We start from the raw sequence: 20299 nt of genomic DNA, 5'->3' as shown, positions 1-20299 counted from the left end.
CCGCGCGCCCAGAGATTTAACCTTCAATTTTGGTCAGATCGGCCACGCTGGAACAGACCGTGCGGATCTGGCTGAGCAGGTTCAGACGGTTGCGCCGCAGGATGTCATTGTCGGTGTTGACCTGCACATCCTCAAAGAACGCATCCACCGGCCCGCGCAAGCTTGCCATGGCGGCCATAGCAGTCGGGAAATCTTCGGCCTTCAACGCCGGTTCGATCTGCGCCTGCGCCTGATCCAAGGCCGCAAACAGCGCCTTTTCGCTGTCCGTCTCAGCAAATTTCACATCCGCGCCATAGGAGTATTCGACGCCGTCCTTTTCCTCGGCCTGCGTCAGAATGTTGTTGGCACGTTTGAAGCCCTGCACGAGGTTCTCCCCATCCTCGGTCGCGATCACTGCGTTCAGAGCACGGGCCCGTTTGACCAGCAGGTTGAGGTCGTCATTCCCCTCCATCGCGATACAGGCGTCGATGATGTCGTGGCGGATACCTTCGTCGCGGAGGAAGACTTTGAGGCGGTCGTGAAAGAAGGAGAGGAGGTCATCGGATGCGTCAGGAACCTTTTTCTCTAACTCAAGAAACGCCGCCGCAGGCAATCCGCCAATTCTTTCTTTGACTGCCTGAAAAGCACCGCCAAATACACCGTGATCTGCAATTTCCTCCAGAAGGTCGCGGACATTTGCATCCGGCAGCGCCTCATTGATGGCGCTCTCTGCCCGCACTAACTGGCTATCAAAGAAGCGGTCTAAACTGACGCGCTGATCGTTATCCAGCACCAAACGAATTACCCCCAACGCCGCGCGACGCAGAGCAAACGGGTCTTTCGAGCCGGTGGGCTTCTCATCGATTGCCCAGAACCCGGTCAGCGTGTCCAGCTTGTCGGCCAGCGCCACGGTCACCGAAAGCGGTGCGGTTGGTACGTCGTCCGATGGACCCAGCGGTGAGTAGTGCTCCTCCGCCACGGCAGCAACGGCGGCGTCCTCACCTGCGGCTTCGATATAGTAGCGGCCCATAAGACCCTGAAGTTCAGGGAACTCATAAACCATCTCGGAACTCAGATCGGCCTTTGCTAGACGCGCGGCTTTCTCGGCCTGATCGGCATCTGCCCCGGTTACCTGCGCCAGTTCGCGGGCCAGTCCGGCGATGCGGTCGATGCGCTCGGCCTGGGTGCCCAGCTTGTTGTGGAAGGTCACATTCTCCAGTGCGCGGGTCCATTGGGCGATGTCCGATTTGGCAACGCGCAGGTCATTCTCCCAAAAGAATTTCGCATCGGCCAGACGGGCCGACAGCACCTTCTGGTTCCCCGCCAGAATGGTCGCGCCATTGTCAGCGGTTTCGCGGTTTGCAACGGTGATAAAGCGCTCGATGCGTCCGGTTTTGGGGTTCTTCACGGAAAAGAACTTCTGGTGTTCCTTCATTGAGGTTTGCAGCACCTCGGGCGGCAATTCGAGGAATTCCTCGTCGATCTGCCCCATCAGCACCACAGGCCATTCGACCAGCCCGGCGACTTCTGCAAGAAGGCCCTTGTCTTCCACCACTTCCAGACCGGCGGCAAAGGCCATGTTCTGGGCGTCGTTCCAGATATGCTCGGCCCGTTCATCGGGCGACAGCACGACAAATGCGCGTTTCAATTGGGCGGCATAGTCCTCGAACGACGATACCGAAAACCGGTTTGGTGCCATGAAACGGTGGCCAGCGGTCGTGTCCCCGGACGCTATGCCCTCGACCTCAAGCGGCACGGTTTGCGCGCCTGCCTCATCATTCAGGATGCACAGGATCGAATGCAACGGGCGAACCCAACGCAAAGGGCCGCTGCCCCACCGCATGGATTTGGGCCATGGGAAGTTGCGGATGGTGGCTTCCAGCACCTCAGCGACAATATCAGCCGCTGGTCGCCCTGCCTTTTCGATGGTGGCAAAGTAAACCGCACCTTTGGGTGTGTCACGCTCTTCCAGCTGGTCGCGGGTCAGGCCAGCGCCACGCAGGAACCCTTCGATGGCTTTGTCCGGCGCGCCGACCTTGGGGCCTTTGCGCTCTTCACGAATGGTGGGGCTTTCCGCCAGCAAACCTTCGACCGCCAGCGTCAGACGGCGCGGCGTGGTCAGGGCAGCAGCCCCGGCATAGGTCAAACCCGCCTCGACCAAACCATCGGTGATCCGCTTTTTCAGGTCCTCACCGGCGCGGGTCTGCATGCGCGCGGGGATCTCCTCGGAAAACAGTTCGATCAGCAGGTCAGGCATTGTTGGTCCTTAGAAATTGACGATCGTCTGAATGACGATGGCATTTGCGATATCCACAAAGAAGGCGGATACAAGGGGGAGCACAATAAAGGCAATAGGCGATGGACCATATCGCTTGGTCACGGCGGTCATATTTGCAATTGCGGTGGGTGTAGCCCCCAAAGCAAAGCCCCCAAAACCCGCAGCCAGCACCGCCGCGCGGTAGTTTGAACCCATAAGCGGAAACAGCACCCAAATTACAAAGACGACCGTGAACAGCGTCTGCGCCGACATGATAACCGCTATCGCCATCCCCAATTCGGCAATTGTCCAAAGCTGAAGGCTCATCAAGGACATCGCCAGAAACGCACCCAGTGCAAATTCCGAGATCAAGGCCAGCGAGGGCGTCCGTGCAACAGGTGGGGCGGACGGCACCAAGGCCGTTCTCAGGTTCGAAATCACGATGCCCATCAGAAGGCAGGGCACAAACAAAGGCAGTTTCAGCCCAGCAGCGGCAATGGCCTCGCCCAATATAAAGCCAAAAATGACCGCAAGATTCAGATGCAGCAGCACGCGCATGATCGAGATATGGTCGATGCCCGAAAGCTTTGGCTCATCATCGGGCAGCCCGACCGTGTGTTCCTCATCGGGTCGATCAGGCGTCAGATTGCGCGATTCAACCAACAGGCGCGCGATGGGGCCACCGACCAAAGCCGCCAGAACCAGGCCCAACGTCGCAACCGCAACGCCCAATTCGGTCGCGCCTTCCAAACCGGTCGCCCCTGCAACCTCTGGTGCCCATGCGATCGCGGTCCCGTGCCCGCCGATGAGGGCAGCGGATCCGAACAGAACGCCGGCTTGCGCGGGATAGCCAAACAACGACGCGCCTGCCGCTCCGATCACGTTCTGCGCAATGATCGTCACGAGCGTCAAAATCAGGAGAATGAGCAGAGGCTTACCGCCCGCAATCAAATCAGAAAACCGCGCATTCAGGCCAATCCCGGCGAAAAACAGAACCAGTAGGGAATCGCGGGTGTTCAGTTCGAAGGACAGTTCGAGGTTGAACACCAGATATAGGGCCAGAACGACAAGCGATGCCAGAAGTCCACCAGTGACGGGTTCAGGGATATTGAATTGCCGCAGCATCGCAACCCTGCTGTTAATCTGCGCGCCAAGCAGATAGACAGCAAAACCCATGGTCGCCGTGATGAAATCCGGGATTGTTACTGCGTCGGCCAAGGCAAGTTCCTCAGTTCTCGGGGCGCGGGGGGCACTCCTCTCCGACCACCGTACCGTCATAGGCCTTTTCGCCGCAATTGTTCAGAACGTGCCAGATAAAACCTTTGCCGTCCTGGGTGATGGCCACGATGCGATCAACGCCGTAATGCACATTTTTCTGGCCAATAAAGGCTTGGGCCTTGCCGGATTTCAGATCGTCAGCCAGGCCCACCGCATCATAACAGTCAAACCAGCCCGGCGCGGTCAGCGGTGTTGCCTCTTCCGCCGTCACATAAGTGGCCCGCAACTCGTCCAGCGCGATGTCGGTTTCAAAACAGGCGCGGTATCGGATCGGAGAGCTGTCTGCGTCTATGGCCTGAAACGAAGAATAAGGAATAGCAACCGGCGGCTGTGCTGCGTCAGCCAACAAGACAACATCCTCACCCGGACGGGGTTCAACATCGTAATAATACCCGTAGACCTGCAAGTAATACATGCCTGCGCCTGCAAGGGCTGCGGACAAAAGCAGGATGATCGCCAGAATTTTACCAGTCATCTTTCGATGCTTCCCTTCATGCAAGGACTTTCAAGTCTTTCAGAAATAGGCCACATTTCAACGCAGAACAGAACGACCCAAGGCGAAAAGTATGGATACCACCCTTGCCGTTGGATTTTTCGGCGCGCTTTTTGCCATCATGAATCCAGTGACGAACCTGCCGGTATTTCTGAGTGTCACGCAGAACCTGTCCGCCTCTGATCAGCGCAAAGTTGCGATCAAAACATCCCTCTACTGCCTGATCCTGGGTGGAGCGTTTGCAGCCGTGGGCAGTCAGGCGCTTGGCCTGTTTGGCATAACGGTCGATCACTTGCGGGTCGCGGGCGGTCTGGTCGTTCTGATGATCGGTTTCAACATGCTCAACGGCAACGAGAGTACGTCGCACCACGGAACCGAAGACGAGAAACAAGAATACCACACAGCTGAAACCGTCGCGTTTTACCCTCTGGCCTTTCCCATTCTTGTTGGGCCCGGAACCATTACAACTTTGATCTTGTACGCCCATCACGTGAAAAAGCCTTTCGAAGTAATTGTATTCGCAGGCGTATTCCTGGTGGTCGTCGCGCTTTTGCTGGTCACCTTCTGGAATGCAGCATGGCTGGCCGAACGCCTGTCGGGCAACGCGCGTGTGATCATGAGCCGCTTTATGGGTATGATCTTGTCGGCCATCGCGATCAGTATGATCGCGGATGGCCTCAAAGCGCTGCTGCCGGGGCTGGCCTGATTGGCCCATCAGGCTTGGAACCCGGCCGCCTCGGTCTGAACAAACGCATCCGCGCATTGCTTTGCCAGCGCCCGCACACGTCCAATGTAAGCCTGTCTTTCAGTCACCGAAATCACTCCGCGCGCATCCAGCAGGTTGAAGATGTGGCTGGCCTTGATGCATTGATCATAAGCCGGGTGCGCCATGATGATGCGCTTGCCGGTTTTAGGATCGTCATGCTCTTGCGCCAGAATGGCAGCACATTCAGCCTCGGCCTCTTCGAAATGACGCAGAAGAACCTCGGTATTGGCAACGTCAAAGTTCCAGCGTGCGTATTCCTCTTCGGTTTGCTTGAAGATGTCACCGTATGTCAGCGGGCTGGGGGATTGCGGGTCGTTGAACGGCATGTCCATCACATGGTCTACACCCAGCACATACATCGCCAGACGCTCCAGACCATAGGTCAGCTCACCCGAGACGGGTGCGCAATCATGCCCGCCGACCTGCTGGAAATAAGTGAACTGGCTGACTTCCATACCATCACACCAGACTTCCCAACCCAGACCCCAGGCACCCAGGGTGGGGCTTTCCCAGTCATCTTCGACAAATCGGATGTCATGCAGATCCATGTCGATGCCGATGGCCTCGAGGCTGCCCAGATAAAGCTCCTGCAGATCGGGCGGGCTGGGTTTGATCAGCACCTGGTACTGATAGTAATGCTGCAAACGATTTGGGTTTTCGCCATAGCGCCCATCCGTCGGGCGGCGCGACGGCTGAACATAGGCCGCGGCCCATGCTTTGGATCCCAACGCACGCAGAGTGGTCGCAGGATGGAACGTCCCTGCCCCGACCTCCATGTCATAGGGCTGCAAAATCGCACAGCCTTTCGAGGCCCAATAGGTCTGAAGCCGCAGGATAATCTCCTGAAATGAACGCGGTGCGCTGTTCGGTTCGGTCATGGCATTCCCTCTGGGCATTCTTACGCCCGGTTCCGGTCGGTTTGGCCCTTCCTATGCAAGGGGCCAAGGGGCGTCAACGGGGCTTTGCCCCATGGCTGTATCTGCGCGGCCACACCACAAATTCCCCGTACATGCGGCATGGTATTTAGCACTGGAAATCGCGTACCCTGCGCCAAAGCACAAACACTGCAAAACACGGGCAGACAATGACACGCGTATTTTCAGCAATTCTATTATTTCTTGTGGTCGGCCTGCGCGCCGCATCCGCACAGCAAGACCCCGGCGTCTGGGTTCAAATTGAAGCCCAGCCAACGCTGCAAGAAGCGCAGGAACGGGCGCAGGCTTATGCGACTGCGTTGCCTGATGTGAACGGTTTCAGACTGAACAGCGGATGGTATGCGATCGTGGTCGGCCCATATGCGCGCCCGGATGCGCAACAGGTGCTGCAGGTCTATCGGTCCGAGGGTCAAATCCCCCGCGACAGTTTCATCGCCTTTTCCAGCGGACTGGGGCAACAGTTCTGGCCTGTTGGGGCAAACGTGCTGAACCGTGGCACCGTCGCGGCACCGGTTGCGCCAGTTGCTCAGGCAGAAGATACGCTGACAATCGCGCCTACTCAGGACGCGGATGAAACGCGGGCACAAGCCTTGCAATCCGAACGTCTGCTGACCGCGCAGGAACGCAGAAACCTGCAAACGGCCTTGCAGGCGGCGGGGTTCTACAACTCGACCATTGACGGGGCCTTTGGTCAGGGAACGCGCCGCTCGATGGGAGATTGGCAACGCTTTAACGGATATGAAGCAACTGGCGTTCTGACCACCGCGCAGCGCAAAGCACTGATGGACGACTATAACGCGCCGCTGACAAGTGTCGGCATGGCCCGCTACAGCGATGACGCAGCTGGGATCACAATGGACTTCCCGCTGGGTGCCGTCAGCTTTGACCGGTATGAGGCCCCTTTCGTGCATTTCAACAGCGCATCCGATTTGAACGCCAAGGCGCTTTTGATCAGCCAGGACGGCGACAAGCGCACGCTTCGGGCCCTGTATGAGGTCATGCAGTCGCTAGAGATCGTTCCCCTCAATGGTCCGCGTGAACTGCGCGGAGATCGCTTCACCCTTGAAGGGCGCGGAAACGGGGTTGTGTCCTTCACACAGGCACGCCTGACCGATGGGAAGATCAAGGGGTTCACCCTGGTGTGGCCCGAGGGGGATGAAGCGCGTCGTTTGCGGGTTTTGGCAGCTATGGCGTCCAGTTTTGACACAACCGACGCGGTGCTTGACGCTGCAGCAGGTTTGAACGCAGAGCAGAGCATTGACCTTGTCTCCGGCCTTCAGATCCGCAAGCCCCGCCTGTCGCGTTCGGGTTTCTTTGCGGATGACAAGGGAACTGTCTTGACGGTTTCGGAAGCTGTCGAAAATTGCACCCGTATAACACTGGATGGCGATCAAGAGGTGCAGCTTGCCGTGGCAGACGACGAAGTAGGCGTTGCTGTTCTGCGCCCGGCCAAGGCGTTGGCGCCCATGAGCGTGGCCGCATTCAGCCCGGCCTTGCCGCGTCTTCAGTCCGACATCGCGGTGTCAGGCTTCTCGTATCAGGGCGCATTGGGCGCGCCAACGCTGACATTTGGGCAAGTTGCCGATGTCCGCGGGTTGAACGGTGAAGCTGGTGTCAAACGTCTGGCACTAAGCGCGCTGCCCGGTGATGCCGGTGGTCCGGTGTTTAATGACAGCGGCAATGTGGTTGGCATGTTGCTGCCGCCCCCGTCCGAAGGTCGCAGTCTGCCTGCATCTGTCAGTCTGGCAGCCACCGGTGAGCGGCTGACAGAAATTCTGGCTCAGGCTGGCGTGTCCGGTCTGTCGGGCGAGGAAACCACACAGATTTCGCCCAATGAATTGAGCCGACGCGCAACAGGCATGACGGTTCTGGTGCACTGCTGGGAATAAACCGCAGCCAACTGCAAATTTCCAAGCGCCGCGCACCCGCGCGGCGCTTTTTTTACAGAATGTCTGGCGTCACATGGATAAGCGTCGGGACCGGTGCGTCGAAGGCGGCGCGGGTGGCACTCTGCATTTCTGCCAATGTCGAAGGTGCCGCCGACAAGGCACCGAAAGCCTCAGCCAATTTGCAGAAATCCGGGTTTCGAGCAACCACAGCATTCGGTGCGATCTGACTGCGCACCATGCTGTCTTCAATTTCTTTCAGCTTGCCATTGTCCCATAGGATGATTGGCAAAGACAAACCCAACTCAACCGCAACACCCAGTTCCTGCATCGTGTAATGAAACCCATAGTCCCCGGCGATAACTGCCGTTGGCTTTCCACGTCGTGCCACTGCCCCACCAATTCCGGCAGGTAACCCGTAGCCAAGGGTGCCGAACCCCGTAGGGTGATGCCAGTGATGAGGATAGGCCATGTCCCAAACCTCTTTCGCGACATAGGCGAACTGCGTCATGTCCGAATAGATCATTGTATCTGCTGGCATGGCTTCGCGCAGCGCGTCCGCAACCGGCACAATTCCGGGCCTCTCGGCGTCTACCTCGGCGCGCCAGCGGGCACGCGCAACGGCGACCTCATCGGCCGACCATCCGGTCGCGGGTTTCATGTCAGCAGTCGCGTGCCACAATGCGCGGGCAAAGCTTTGGCTGTCTGTCTGGAGCTTGATTGCGGCCCGGTGGCGATCAGACAGAACTTCGGGGTCCAGATCCACACGGATCAGCGTCGCTTTGTGTCCAAGCTCATGCCGCCACAAATCAACTTCGCCCAGCTCAGCGCCAACAGCAATCACCAGGTCCGCCGAGGCTATGACTTCGGCGCTTCCAGGGCGCGGCAGCATGGATCCGAAATCCAGCGGGTAGTTCGCGCCCGGCATCCCGCGCCCGGCGTAGGTGGTAAAGCAAGCAGCGCCCAACTGTGTCAAAATTTGCCGCCAGTCGTTGGACTTGCAACCCCCGCCCAAAATGAACAATGGCCTGCGTGACAGGTTCAGCATCGAAACAACGGACGACACATCAGGCGGCAACGCCTTGGTGCGCAGCGCTGGCTGGTTTGGAAATGGCGCGGGCTCGGCATCCGCCTCCAACTGCGCAATTGGCACCTGAATGTGTTTGGGCCGTGGTCGCGATAGCTCGAACTCTTCAAAAGCACGTTCTACCAGCCCATAGGCTGCTGTGGCGGATTCGGCCTGTGCCGACCAATCGGCAACCGTCCCGGCAGCGACACGCTGATCGTTCATCTGATGCAACTGGCCACGCATTGCCTGCGTTTCATCAAGACAAGAAGACAACACCAGCATCGGGACAGAGTCGCTGTAGGCCTGACCAATCGGTGTCATGATATTGCACAAACCGGGCCCGGTGATGACATAGGCAACACCCGGCTGGCCTGTGGCGCGCGCGTAGCCATCTGCCATGAACCCTGCCCCTTGCTCATGCCGCGCCAAAACATGGGTAATGCCCGCCTCTTCGATGCCGCGATACATTTCCTGATTATGGACGCCGGGAATGCCAAAGATCACATCCACGCCACGATCCTTGAGCATATGCGAAATTTGCGCGCCAAGGGGTCTTTTCATCAGTTTCTCCAGAATTGAACGGTGAAGATCGCGTAAACGGCCAGAAGTTCAAGCCGCCCAACCAGCATTCCGATCGTAAGCAGCCACTTGGCCGTATCATTGAGGCCCGCGAAATTGCCTGCGGGCCCAATCTGGCTGCCCAGACCAGGGCCGACATTAGCCAACGCGGTTGCTGCCCCGGACACGGACGTGATGAAGTCCAGCCCCGTCAGCGCCAGAGCCCAGGACAACACGCCCATCGACAGAACGAAGAACATGAAAAAGCTCATGACCGAGGTCAGAACATCGCGCCCTACGGGCCGACCGTCGTAAAGCGGTACAAAAACTCCGTGCGGGGACCGGATCCGCCTAATCTGAGTTTTGATTGACGCCAGCAGCAGTTGATACCGGAAGATCTTGATCGAACATGCCGTGGATCCCGCGCAGCCGCCAATCAGCCCGATCAGGAAAAACAACATGACCGGAAAGCTGCCCCATCCCATGTAATCGACACTGGCATACCCGGTGCCCGAGATGATCGAGGTGATGTTGAACAGGGACTCGCGGAAAGCTTGTTCCCAATGATGCGGGAAGACCGAAGTCAGAAAAATGGTCATTATCACGACCAGCACCAGAACGGTCGCGATAAAGGCACGGATCTGGCTGTCCTCCCACAAAGAAGAGGTCTGGCCGTTGGCAAGCTGAACATACCGAACGAAAGGCAACGCCGCCAGAATCATAAACACCGCAGCCGCGTATTCCACCGGGCCCGAGAATGTTGCAAATGACGCGTCATAGTTGGCAAATCCACCCGTCGCGATGGTGGTCATCGAATGGACGGTGGCATCAAAAAAGCTCATCCCGAATGCGGCGTAGACCAGCGCGCATACTACAGTCAGGAACACGTAGATCAGGGAAATCTGGCCTGCGATCTCTTGCGCGCGCGGAAGGATTTTCCCCATGGTTTCAAACCCTTCCGAACGGAAGATTTGCATACCACCCACCCGCAATTCCGGCAGGAACACCATCGCGACCACGATGATACCGATGCCGCCCAACCATTGCAGAATACCGCGCCACAGCAAAAGCCCCCGTGGCAGTGTATCCAGCCCGGTTATGACGGTTGAGCCTGTTGTTGTGAGGCCGGACATGGCCTCGAAATAGGCATCGACAAAGCGCAGTTCGGTTTCACCGAACAGAAACGGGATTGCACCAAATACCGGCAGCGCGACCCATACGCCGGTTGTCAGCAAAAAGGTCTGCCGAATGGTCAGTCCCTCGCCCACGCCGTTGGAACAACTCATCGCCAGAACCGACCCGGTCAGCATCGTGATGATCGCGCTTTCCAGGAACACATGCCATTCCCCCCGCCCCTCGATCATGTCGGCGAGCATAGGAAACAGCATGGTCGCCCCAAGAATGGCGACCAGCAAGCCAATCACATATCCGACCGGGCGAAGATCCATCATGAGGCGCAGCGTTGGCGCGCCAACCCGACCGTGTCAAGCAGATGATCCGGGTTAAGCGTCGGATTTCGTATCTGCCCCGGGCATCGCCGGAGGTTTGGACGGTGCACGGGTTCTACGCGTCTGCGGGCTGGGCTTCTCTGCTGTCGCCTCGGGCTTTGACTGGGTGGCAGACGGTGCAGGTTTGGGTGAAGCCGCTTTGCGTGTGCGGGGCGCAGGTTTCGCGCGAGTCGACACCGCTTTTTCCAACGGCGTAGCGGTTTTTGGCTGGACCGCAGGTGTCTTGGCTACAGGCGCTGCAGCCCGGGCCGGAGATTTTTTCGCCGGAGTTGCCTTAACGGTAGAAGACGATGCGGGGGTCGCCTTTCGCGCCGCCGGTTTTGCTGGCTTGGCAACGGGTGCGGCAGGTTTTTCTTCTGTTTTGGCCTGCGGGGCTGGTTTTGGCGCGGGCTTGGCCTTCACGACCGGCTCAACCTTTGCCACAGCGGCAGCGCGCGGCTTGGCGGAAAACTCAACCGGTTTTGTTTTGGGCGCAGCCGCCACAACCTTCTTTACTGGTTTTTTCGCAACCGTGGCCTTTTTGGCCGCTGGTTTTTGCACACGCGAAGCAGCAGGTTTGGCCTTGGAAGCAGCAGGCTTGGCCTTGACCGTCGGTTTTCTGACTGGCTTTTCAGCGACCGGCGCCGGAGCTGATGCGGCCGCATGCAGTGCTTGCACAGGTGCCATCGGCAATTCGAACGCTGAACGAGCTACGATTTGCATGATCTTCATTTGGTTGACCACGGCATAGCCCGCCAATCGAAACGCCGCAGCCTGAAGCTCCAACGGTTGGGTAATCGGATTCATTACATGTTTCTCCTGTAATAACGATGCAGCCCGAATTTTTGGGGTAAGGTGCCCTGCCCGCACCGATGTATCGGGCGGTGATCCAGGTCTTGCAGTCCAAGGCGTGTCACGTCTCGGTTTCCTTTCGGGGACGCACACCTTCCCGAAGGCAGGCATACGTCTGCTGCATTCCCTTCGAATATACAGGCAAAGAGTGCGCAAGTGCAGCATTTTTGCTGCATTGCGGCGAAAGAACGCTTGCGGCCAGAAACTCTGATTAAATTCTAGCCGCTTACACGGCGCGATTCACCCAACATGAAACAGGGTTGTGAACAATCTGGGGTCCAGGCTGGATGCCTCAAACGTTGGGCCCTCGGTCAGAATCGACACGGCGTCATGGCTGTGCAAGCTTTCTTGGTGACTGGCGACAACGCGGAAATCGCCCACATGGTGATCCGCCAACAGCTCAGCGCAGAAAAGGCGCGCAGCGTCTTCGACAAAGATGGGGTTTGCGGCGTTCAGCTCGGCAAAGGCCTGTTCGTCCTCACGTTTGACCATGACTTGCGTCTCGGTCGGAACAGCACGACGACACAGCGCAATCAGATCTTCGAACCACAGGCAATCTGCATCGCAGTCCACCACAACGGAAACCCGCGCGACCGAGCGCTGAGAATGCGGCGTTGCAAGCTGCCCGCGCATCGAACGAGCGTGTTCGCTCAGTTCCAGCGAGCACGGACATGTCGAAGAGTACACATAGTCCAGATGCATAATCTTCTGGCGCACACCGTTTTGTTCGACCAATTCCAGGGCAATGTCGTAATATTGATAGCCTTCCAAACCTGAGCGCAAGCTCATTACCTTGTCCGGGTAAGAAAACCGCATCTGAATCCGGGCATCGAAACTGTCCAGATCTGTCATGTAGTCATCAAGCGCCGCTTCCATGACCTCGAAGCTGAACGTACGTTCTGCATGTTTGTAAAACGACCGCATGATCCGGGACATGTTGATGCCCTTTTTCTCGGCCTCCAGACTGACAGTACCTGTGATCGACGTCTCAAGCGTCAGGTCATCGCCCTCTTTCCGATGGAAACGGATCGGCAGGCGGAAGTTCGAAATACCCACATGCTGGATTTGCTGCTTGGCCCCACGGATCAGGCTGGACGGGCCATTCTGCAAATCTGGCAGTGACGCGCGATACGCGGCATCGACTGCAAATTCTTCAGGATACTCGCGAGAAAGAGATGGGTAATTCACCGAAGTCAGCCCGGGCACCAACCTGGCGACTGCCGGGTCCAATTGGCTGATTTCGGATGCAGACGCCGATTGAGCCCATTGCCGAAGAACTTTAAGAGCCTCGGCGGCCTTTTCCCGATCCGGAGTTTCATCAATGTCGCGCGGGTGAACGTTCATCGGCTGCGGTTCCTCGATTGATCGTCGGACTATATACGACTGATGTTCATTTTCCAGTCTACCCCGATACGTGGCCAATAGCAGTCCGGATCGAAAAAAGCGGTGCAAAACCGTCAATTCGCAACGATTTGCGCCTTTTGATGGTGCAATCAGCAGGAAACAGCGCAGCAGGCTATCCATACGGAAACACAATCACGCTGCAATTTGACGTCAAGTCACACACCGGCACGATAAAGACGCCAGGGGCGCGGCAGATTACTTTTGCGAGACCTCCAACGCCTGCCGGATATCGGACAGCAGGTCGTCAGCGTCTTCCAGACCAACAGAGAACCGAATGAGGCCGGGTGTGATACCCAATTCGTCTTTCTGCGCGTCACTCAGCCTTTGGTGCGTCGTTGTAGCCGGGTGCGTTGCGATGGATTTGGCATCGCCCAGATTGTTTGAAATCACGGGGATCGTCATCGCATTCAGGAACGCAAAGGCCGCATCTTTACCACCCTTGATGTCCAGAGACAGAACCGTGCCGCCCTTGCCGCCAAGCTGCGTCTGAACCAGCGCGTTCTGCGCATGGGTTCCCAGGCCGGGATACAGGGTACGCTCAAGCGCCGGGTGCCCTTCCAGTGCCTCGGCAATCTTTTGCGCGCTTTCAGCCTGCGCATTGACCCGCAGAGCCATGGTTTCCAGACCCTTCAGCATGACCCAGGCGTTGAACGGGCTAAGCGCGCCGCCGGTGTGCTTCAGGTACGGCTCGACCGTTCCGCGGATGAAGTCACGAGTACTGATAATCACGCCGCCCAGCGCGCGACCTTGGCCGTCAATGTGCTTGGTCGCCGAATAGATCACAACATCTGCACCCTGCGCGATCGCGCGCGAAAACACCGGGGTCGAGAACACGTTGTCCACCACAACAAGGGCACCGACAGCGTGGGCCAGTTCGGCCACAGACGCGATATCGATCACCTCCAAAGTCGGGTTCGACATGGATTCGAAGAACACCGCTTTGGTGTCAGGCCGGATTGCGGCCTTCCATTGCTCAAGATCAGTGCCATCAACAAAGGTCACATCCACACCAAAGCGGGTCAGGATGTTTTCGACGATGTACAAACAGGATCCAAACAAGGCTTTGGCAGAGACGATATGATCGCCTGCCTTCAACATCGAGGTCAACGCACCGTTGACAGCGGCCATACCCGATGCCGTTGCAAAGGCGTCTTCAGCCCCTTCCAACGCTGCGATACGCTGTTCGAACATGGATACAGTTGGGTTGCCGTAACGGGCATAGATGAACTCGTCAGGTCCGCATTCCAGAAACCGGGCTTCGGCCTGTTCTGCGTTTTCGTAGACAAAGCCCTGCGTCAGGAAAATCGCCTCGCTCACCTCGTTGTATTGGCTGCGGCGGATGCCGCCATGGACGGCTTGGGTGCGCTTGTTCCAGTTCTCGCTCATCTCAATCCTTTCAGCCTCTGGCAGAGGCAAACAAAAAACCCCAGACGCGGCCAAGCGAAAGGGGTCTTTCATCCTGACCTTTTAGCGGTGTTGTTTAGCGTGGCCCGCAATCCGGTAACAAATCGCCACGTGGTCTGTGATGTTGGCCTTACGCCGCACATGCAGAGTCGTCAACCCCGACAAACCCGCAGTCACAGATCTGTAATCAAAGGTTCGACGGGCCTTCCCCTGCGATGGCATCGCCCGAAGTCACAGCTTTTTGCGCTTCGCCTGCCGCAAGCCCCCTTGCCGATTGCGCAGAAACTCTCATGATCTCTTCAACCTGAGGAGAGACCATGATCGATCTGTATTTCTGGCCCACGCCAAACGGCTGGAAAGTGTCCATCGCCCTGGAAGAGATGGAGCTGCCCTACAAGACTCACCTGATCAACATCGGCAAAGGCGATCAGTTCGACCCGGAGTTTCTGAAGATCGCCCCCAACAACCGGATGCCTGCCATTGTTGATCCCGACGGTCCTGATGGTGAACCCGTTTCCGTATTCGAAAGCGGTGCGATCCTGATGTATCTGGCCCGCAAGACCGGGCGGTTCTATGGCAAGACCGAGCGTGACCGGATCGCTGTTGAGGAATGGCTGATGTGGCAGATGGGCGGCGTCGGACCCATGGCCGGTCAAGCGCATCACTTTTTGAAATACGCCCCTCAACTGGACCCACCACAGGACCTGCCCTACGCAAAGGACCGCTATCGCACCGAGGTCGCCCGCCTTTATGGCGTGCTGGATCGTCGACTGGCGGATAATGAGTACGTTGCGGGCGATTTCTACTCCATCGCAGATATGTCGATCTGGGGTTGGGCCAGCCTTTGGGAAGGTCAGCAGCATGTACTGGACAACACACCCCATTTCGCCCGCTGGCTTGAAACCGTAAGCGCCCGTCCTGGCGTTCAGGCTGGTCGCGCATTACACGCCGAATTGCGTGGGGATCACAGGGACAAGCAGTCGCAAGGGGTTTTGTTCAAGCGATAAACCCCAATCACAGCAAGCACATGATTTCTTGGTGATGTTCGATGTTAGGCATGAACAAAATGGCCGCAGCACAGTGCATCAGCGAAACTTGAATTCTGGCTCTGCGGGAAAGCGCATTGGTTTGCCTGCCCATTGCTGACCACGCAACGCTGTAACCTTCCTGCTTTCGACACGCATCCCGGCTGTCAGGACAAAAGCTCTTTGCCCCTGCGGTTTAACTGATCGATGTGCAATGTCGGAATGGAAGCATTCCGGTTTCCTGGACCGCCTCGACCTAAAACTCGGACCTCCGCGTTGCTTCAAATCCAAGTTTTCCGGCGAGCGGGTCGTCTCAAAACCCGTCAAGTTCAGTAACTCGGTGCGGTATGCTTCAGCGGCTGCAAGATGCTGGCTCTCGAAAGCGTATGCTTTCTGAGCTTCTTCTATCATTCTTGCGGCATGCATATACCCTTTTGACCGGCTGAGCACTGAAAGCTCTGCAAGACGGTCTAATATTTGATCTTCATCCAGACCGATGGTTTTTTTGAACGATCCGTGCTGTTTAGTGTTTGGCATCCCGATTGACTCTGAGAAGACGTTGAGTGATGCGCGACCAAGCCCACCCCCGAGCCTCGGCTGACGCAAAAAGACATGAGCAAATACCCACCCGGTGTCGGAGAGTCGACCAACAGTCGCCAAATTGGCAGAAAAGCGCCTTTTGCTCACTCTTGGTTGATGCAAACATGTCCATGCGACGGTTCCCAAACGAGCGGAATCGGACACCAAGCTGCTGAAAAAACGTTTGATTTGTAATGAGCGCTTAGCTTCCTTCGCACAAAATCACCAGCCACCGAAAACCGACGCAATGATCACCCAAGAGATAAGCACGATCCACGTTCCGGTGATAAGCCAGAACATCCAAGGTCGAGTCGCCCGATCAATCGGCTCCACAAAATCGGCGCGCCCGGATCTTAGTGCCAGCCATGTCCAGATCAGGAACAGCACGCCCCAAAACACCTGTAAATCCATGATCACGGCAAGCCATACGCAAACCAACGCGATCAGCGACTTCCAGGCCACTCCCACAGGCGTGCTTTTGGCGCTTGAATCCGATCTTTCGTCGACAGCAGTACCGTTTGGATCCACAGTCTGGATCATAAAATGAGCCCCTTGCCGGTCTGATACCAATACGCGGCCCTCCGGCAGGTCATTGTGGTGCTGCCCGGACCGCGCTTCGATTTGCCGTAGGGTATCGCCGACCGATTTGACGCCAAAACATGGCATCCAATAGCGAAACTTTCCACGTATCGCCTCGGGCACCTCTTCGGCCCAGGCAACAACTGTTCCGTCGGGATGGCGTATATCATAACGCGGCCATGGGCTTGCCGAGCTTTTCTCAAAGCGCCACCCGAACAGGTCCGCATAGAATGGCGCGATCAGCGCTATGTCAGGAACGTGGTGAAAGCGGCCTATGACCTTACCAGCGCCTGGGGCGCCGGTCTGGATGTCAGGTCCTTCGTACATCGTAAACCCTGCGCCGGACGGGTCCCGAACCAACGCGATACGGGCCGCTTCACTGAAGGGTTGGGGCTCAACTTCGATGATGACCCCCTCGTGTGTCCGAGCTTGTTCGACCTTCGCGTCCAGATTATCAACATGGATGTAGGACATCCAAAATGACGGCATGTTCATTTTCGCCAAACGATCCGGCATCGGGAAGATTGCTGCAACCTCCTGACCGCCGATAGTGGCAAAGTCATACGCCTCTTCTTTGCCAAAGGACCAATTGAAAAATTCAGCATAGTCCGTTCTGGCAGTGCGCATGTCGTAGGTGGACAGGTCCGTCCACAGAAAATGTCCGTTTGCCATCGCGCCCTCTTACCCGTTTCAATACCTATCCGAGCTATGACCGGGGCAGCGCCCTGTCCAGAGGCAGCACTATACGCAGATTGCTTTATTGCCCTTCCCCCCGCACCAGCACATCCAACATGCCCGAGATATCTTCGATCTCTTCCGCGATCACATGAGTCACCGAATGCGCCCGCTGCATCCGACCTGTCACCTTCAGCAAACGCCCTGAAATCACCGCGCGACGGAATTGTTCGTAGATTTTGCGCCACACCACCACATTCACGATCCCGGTCTCATCCTCAAGCGTCAGAAAGATCACCCCCTTGGCCGTCCCCGGCCTCTGTCGCAGGATCACCAGCCCGGCCACGGCCACCCGCGCGCCCTCGGGCGGTGCAGTTAACTGGCTTGAGGGCAAACAGGATGGCGGGCGCGGCCAGCCCTGGTTTGGCGCGACAGTGCGAACAGGAGCAACAAGCATGAGAACAAAGATAGAACAAACGCAAGGAAAGTCCAGACACGGCGCGATGAGTCGCAAATGAGGCTGGAAAGACCTAAATGCCTTGACTAAGGAAGATTCGAACATCGAAAAAGGAAGACGCACGCAATGGCAAAGATCACCTATGTCGAGCACGGCGGTACCGAACACACTGTCGAGGTCGCCAACGGACTGACCGTCATGGAAGGGGCCCGTGACAACAACATTCCCGGCATCGAGGCCGACTGCGGCGGCGCATGCGCCTGCTCGACCTGCCATGTCTATGTCCACCCCGACTGGGTTGAAAAAATCCCGGGCAAGGATGACATGGAAGAAGACATGCTGGACTTTGCCTATGAGCCCGACCCGGCGCGCTCGCGCCTGACCTGCCAGATCAAGGTCACCGACGCGCTGGACGGTCTGGTCGTTCAGATGCCGGAAAAACAGATCTGATGCATTCCAAAGCGCCGCGCACGCCCGCTCGCATTTGGCAAGGCCGGGCGCGCGGCGCACTGACATCTCTGTGCCTTTGGGGATCGACCTTTGGCGCAGCAACTGCTGCCGATCAAATTAAAGCGGCCAAGTTTACAGAGCCCACTACACGCTATGCGCATGGGGTCTTGGGCGACGCTGTTGAATACGGTGCATTGGAACTCCGCGTTCAAATCACCGGCTCAAACCCAAAGACCGTGACCGTTCGTCTGCCCAAAGACCGCGTCTTCGAAGACCTCTCACCACGGCTTATCGATATTGATGCAGACGGAACTTTCGAAGCGATTGTTGTCGAGTCTCAGGATCAACAAGGCGCGCAACTCGCCATTTATAACGCAAGCGGCACTAAAATCGCCGCCACACCTCATATCGGCACCCGCTTCCGCTGGCTCGCCCCAATTGGCGCAGCCGACCTGGACGGTGACGGCCATATCGAAATCGCTTATATCGACCGTCCGCACCTTGCCAAAACACTGCGCGTCTGGCGCTATAAAGACAACGCCCTGACCGAGATCGCTTCGATATCCGGTCTGACCAACCACAAGATCGGTGAGGATTTTATCTCAGGCGGTGTGGGCACCTGCGGCGACCGCCCAGAGCTGATCGTAGCCAGCGCCGACTGGTCACGGATCGTCAGCGTTTCCTACGACAATGGCTGGACCAAAACCGATCTCGGCCCATTCAAAGGCTCAAACAGCCTCGCCCAAGCCTTGAACTGCTGATCCGTCTCTTCATCTGGCTAAAAATACCTTGGGGGTGAGGCCGCAGGCCGAGGGGGCAAAGCCCCCTGCCCGATCAACCATCCAAAGCACGCCACCCGATATCGCGCCGGTAAAATCCTTTGGGCCATTCCACCCCATCAACCATCTGGTAAGCCCGGTCCCGTGCCTCTTGCAACGTGTCACCGCGCGCCGTTACGTTCAACACACGCCCACCTGCGGCCTGCACCTGACCCTCGACAGCCTTGGTCCCCGCATGGAACACCATGTTGCTGCTGTCCTCGGGCAATGCGTTCAACCCCTTGATGACTGAACCCTTTTCATAGGAACCTGGATAGCCCTTGGCCGCCATCACAACCGTCATCGCGTGATCATCCGCCCAGTTCACCCGCATCTCGCCCAGTCGCCCCTCGGCAGCGGCATGCATCAAATCCATCGCCTGCGCACCAAGGCGCATCATCAGCACCTGACATTCAGGATCGCCAAAACGCACATTGTATTCCACCAGACGCGGCTGACCGTCCTTGATCATCAACCCAGCGTAGAGAACCCCCTGAAACGGCGTACCCCGACGCTTCATCTCGGCAATGGTCGGCCGCACAATTTCTTCCATCGCACGTGCTTCAACCTCTGCACTCAACACCGGTGCGGGAGAATACGCACCCATACCGCCCGTGTTCAGCCCGGTATCGCCCTCACCAACCCGTTTGTGGTCCTGAGCAGTCCCTATGGATAAGATGTTCTCGCCATCACACAGAACAAAAAGCGACGCTTCTTCACCGTCCATGAACTCTTCGATGACAACTTCCGCGCCAGCACCGCCAAAAGCGCCACCGAACATGTCGTCAATCGCGTCCAGTGCGGTCTGTTCGTCCATCGCGACGATCACGCCCTTGCCTGCGGCCAGACCGTCAGCCTTCACCACAATCGGCGCGCCTTGGTCGCGGATATAGGCCTTGGCAGGCTCGGCTTCGGTGAACCGCGCATACGCTGCTGTGGGGGCTTTGGCTGCGTCGCAGATTTCCTTGGTGAAGCTTTTCGACGCTTCCAGCTTCGCCGCCTCGGCGGAGGGACCAAAAACCAGAACTCCGGCCTCGCGCAAGCGATCAGCCACGCCAGCCGCCAAAGGTGCCTCGGGCCCGACAATCACAAAATCAATCGCGTTTTCTTCGGCAAAGCTGACAACGGCCCCGCCATTTTCAATATCCAGCGCCGCACAATCCGCGATTTGAGCGATCCCGGCATTGCCCGGAGCCACGATCAGACGGTCGCATTTTGGGTTTTGCAACACCGCCCAGGCGAGACTGTGTTCGCGTCCGCCGCTGCCGAGAATGAGGATGTTCATGAATGCTCTCCGATCTGCTTGGCCTTGCCTGCGCGGCGTTCTAAGCTGGCCCGGCATTTGAAA

At 57.5% G+C, this 20299-nt stretch carries 18 protein-coding genes and 1 riboswitch; of the genes, 6 read left to right on the top strand and 12 right to left on the bottom strand.

The window, feature by feature from the left end; all coding sequences use genetic code 11:
• Positions 1-16 precede the first annotated feature (16 nt).
• From glyS to GOV90_RS00710, 3 genes are read right to left on the bottom strand one after another with little or no spacing between them, the layout of a single operon-like run.
• Positions 17-2236, bottom strand: coding sequence for a glycine--tRNA ligase subunit beta (gene glyS / locus GOV90_RS00720; RefSeq protein ID WP_171089371.1), 2220 nt, complete (start codon positions 2234-2236; stop codon positions 17-19).
• Between the two features lie 9 nt (positions 2237-2245).
• Entirely contained in the window at positions 2246-3412 is a 1167-nt protein-coding gene (gene gltS / locus GOV90_RS00715) for a sodium/glutamate symporter (protein WP_253284738.1), read from the bottom strand.
• A 52-nt stretch (positions 3413-3464) separates the two neighbouring features.
• Entirely contained in the window at positions 3465-3989 is a 525-nt protein-coding gene (locus tag GOV90_RS00710; protein ID WP_171089367.1) for a DUF6446 family protein, read from the bottom strand.
• A gap of 91 nt (positions 3990-4080) precedes the next feature.
• On the opposite strand from GOV90_RS00710, the gene GOV90_RS00705 reads away from it, so the two are divergent.
• Positions 4081-4713, top strand: a complete 633-nt coding sequence (locus GOV90_RS00705; protein ID WP_171089365.1) for a MarC family protein — start codon at positions 4081-4083, stop codon at positions 4711-4713.
• An 8-nt stretch (positions 4714-4721) separates the two neighbouring features.
• On the opposite strand, the gene GOV90_RS00700 is transcribed toward GOV90_RS00705, so the two are convergent.
• Positions 4722-5651 (bottom strand): glycine--tRNA ligase subunit alpha, encoded by a 930-nt coding sequence (locus GOV90_RS00700; protein WP_171089363.1) that lies wholly within the window; start codon positions 5649-5651, stop codon positions 4722-4724.
• 206 nt (positions 5652-5857) lie between these two features.
• Between GOV90_RS00700 and GOV90_RS00695 the strand changes: the two genes are divergently transcribed.
• Entirely contained in the window at positions 5858-7597 is a 1740-nt protein-coding gene (locus GOV90_RS00695; RefSeq protein ID WP_171089362.1) for a serine protease, read from the top strand.
• Between the two features lie 52 nt (positions 7598-7649).
• On the opposite strand, the gene GOV90_RS00690 is transcribed toward GOV90_RS00695, so the two are convergent.
• Both GOV90_RS00690 and GOV90_RS00685 read right to left on the bottom strand, forming a co-directional pair.
• Positions 7650-9224 carry a thiamine pyrophosphate-binding protein gene (locus GOV90_RS00690; RefSeq protein ID WP_171089360.1) on the bottom strand — a complete coding sequence of 525 codons (1575 nt, stop codon included), beginning with the start codon at positions 9222-9224 and terminating at the stop codon, positions 7650-7652.
• Positions 9224-10672: a TrkH family potassium uptake protein gene (locus GOV90_RS00685; RefSeq protein ID WP_171089358.1), complete on the bottom strand. Its 1449-nt coding sequence runs from the start codon at positions 10670-10672 to the stop codon at positions 9224-9226. Before GOV90_RS00685 ends, GOV90_RS00690 begins: the two co-directional genes overlap by 1 nt.
• A 94-nt stretch (positions 10673-10766) precedes the next feature.
• Between GOV90_RS00685 and GOV90_RS00680 the strand changes: the two genes are divergently transcribed.
• Positions 10767-11459 (top strand): hypothetical protein, encoded by a 693-nt coding sequence (locus GOV90_RS00680; protein ID WP_171089107.1) that lies wholly within the window; start codon positions 10767-10769, stop codon positions 11457-11459.
• 341 nt (positions 11460-11800) lie between these two features.
• On the opposite strand, the gene folE2 is transcribed toward GOV90_RS00680, so the two are convergent.
• Entirely contained in the window at positions 11801-12904 is a 1104-nt protein-coding gene (gene folE2 / locus GOV90_RS00675; RefSeq protein WP_171089356.1) for a GTP cyclohydrolase FolE2, read from the bottom strand.
• A 255-nt stretch (positions 12905-13159) separates the two neighbouring features.
• Positions 13160-14350: an O-succinylhomoserine sulfhydrylase gene (gene metZ, locus GOV90_RS00670; protein ID WP_171089354.1), complete on the bottom strand. Its 1191-nt coding sequence runs from the start codon at positions 14348-14350 to the stop codon at positions 13160-13162.
• A gap of 61 nt (positions 14351-14411) precedes the next feature.
• Positions 14412-14489, bottom strand: a riboswitch (SAM riboswitch).
• Between the two features lie 196 nt (positions 14490-14685).
• Between metZ and GOV90_RS00665 the strand changes: the two genes are divergently transcribed.
• Entirely contained in the window at positions 14686-15375 is a 690-nt protein-coding gene (locus GOV90_RS00665) for a glutathione S-transferase N-terminal domain-containing protein (protein ID WP_171089352.1), read from the top strand.
• Between the two features lie 78 nt (positions 15376-15453).
• Here the strand turns inward: GOV90_RS00665 and GOV90_RS00660 are convergent, their stop codons facing one another.
• The 3 genes from GOV90_RS00660 to GOV90_RS00650 form a co-directional block, all read right to left on the bottom strand.
• Positions 15454-15930 carry a hypothetical protein gene (locus GOV90_RS00660; protein ID WP_171089350.1) on the bottom strand — a complete coding sequence of 159 codons (477 nt, stop codon included), beginning with the start codon at positions 15928-15930 and terminating at the stop codon, positions 15454-15456.
• 264 nt (positions 15931-16194) lie between these two features.
• The gene (locus tag GOV90_RS00655) at positions 16195-17223 is read right to left on the bottom strand and encodes a VOC family protein (RefSeq protein ID WP_171089348.1); all 1029 of its coding nucleotides are present in this window, start codon (positions 17221-17223) and stop codon (positions 16195-16197) included.
• An 85-nt stretch (positions 17224-17308) separates the two neighbouring features.
• On the bottom strand, positions 17309-17683 hold the full coding sequence (locus GOV90_RS00650; protein WP_171089346.1) for an OB-fold nucleic acid binding domain-containing protein: 375 nt from the start codon (positions 17681-17683) through the stop codon (positions 17309-17311).
• A gap of 126 nt (positions 17684-17809) precedes the next feature.
• On the opposite strand from GOV90_RS00650, the gene GOV90_RS00645 reads away from it, so the two are divergent.
• Positions 17810-18133 carry a 2Fe-2S iron-sulfur cluster-binding protein gene (locus GOV90_RS00645; RefSeq protein ID WP_170715918.1) on the top strand — a complete coding sequence of 108 codons (324 nt, stop codon included), beginning with the start codon at positions 17810-17812 and terminating at the stop codon, positions 18131-18133.
• Complete coding sequence (locus GOV90_RS00640; protein ID WP_171089344.1) at positions 18133-18894, top strand: VCBS repeat-containing protein; 762 nt, start codon at positions 18133-18135, stop codon at positions 18892-18894. Before GOV90_RS00645 ends, GOV90_RS00640 begins: the two co-directional genes overlap by 1 nt.
• A gap of 73 nt (positions 18895-18967) precedes the next feature.
• Here GOV90_RS00640 and purD read toward each other — a convergent pair whose 3' ends face one another.
• Positions 18968-20236, bottom strand: a complete 1269-nt coding sequence (gene purD / locus GOV90_RS00635; RefSeq protein WP_171089342.1) for a phosphoribosylamine--glycine ligase — start codon at positions 20234-20236, stop codon at positions 18968-18970.
• Positions 20237-20299: the final 63 nt, after the last annotated feature.

The sequence above is a fragment of the Ruegeria sp. HKCCA5929 genome, from assembly GCF_013034525.1.
Classification (GTDB): domain Bacteria; phylum Pseudomonadota; class Alphaproteobacteria; order Rhodobacterales; family Rhodobacteraceae; genus Ruegeria.
This window is presented reverse-complemented; position numbering and strand designations above follow the sequence as displayed.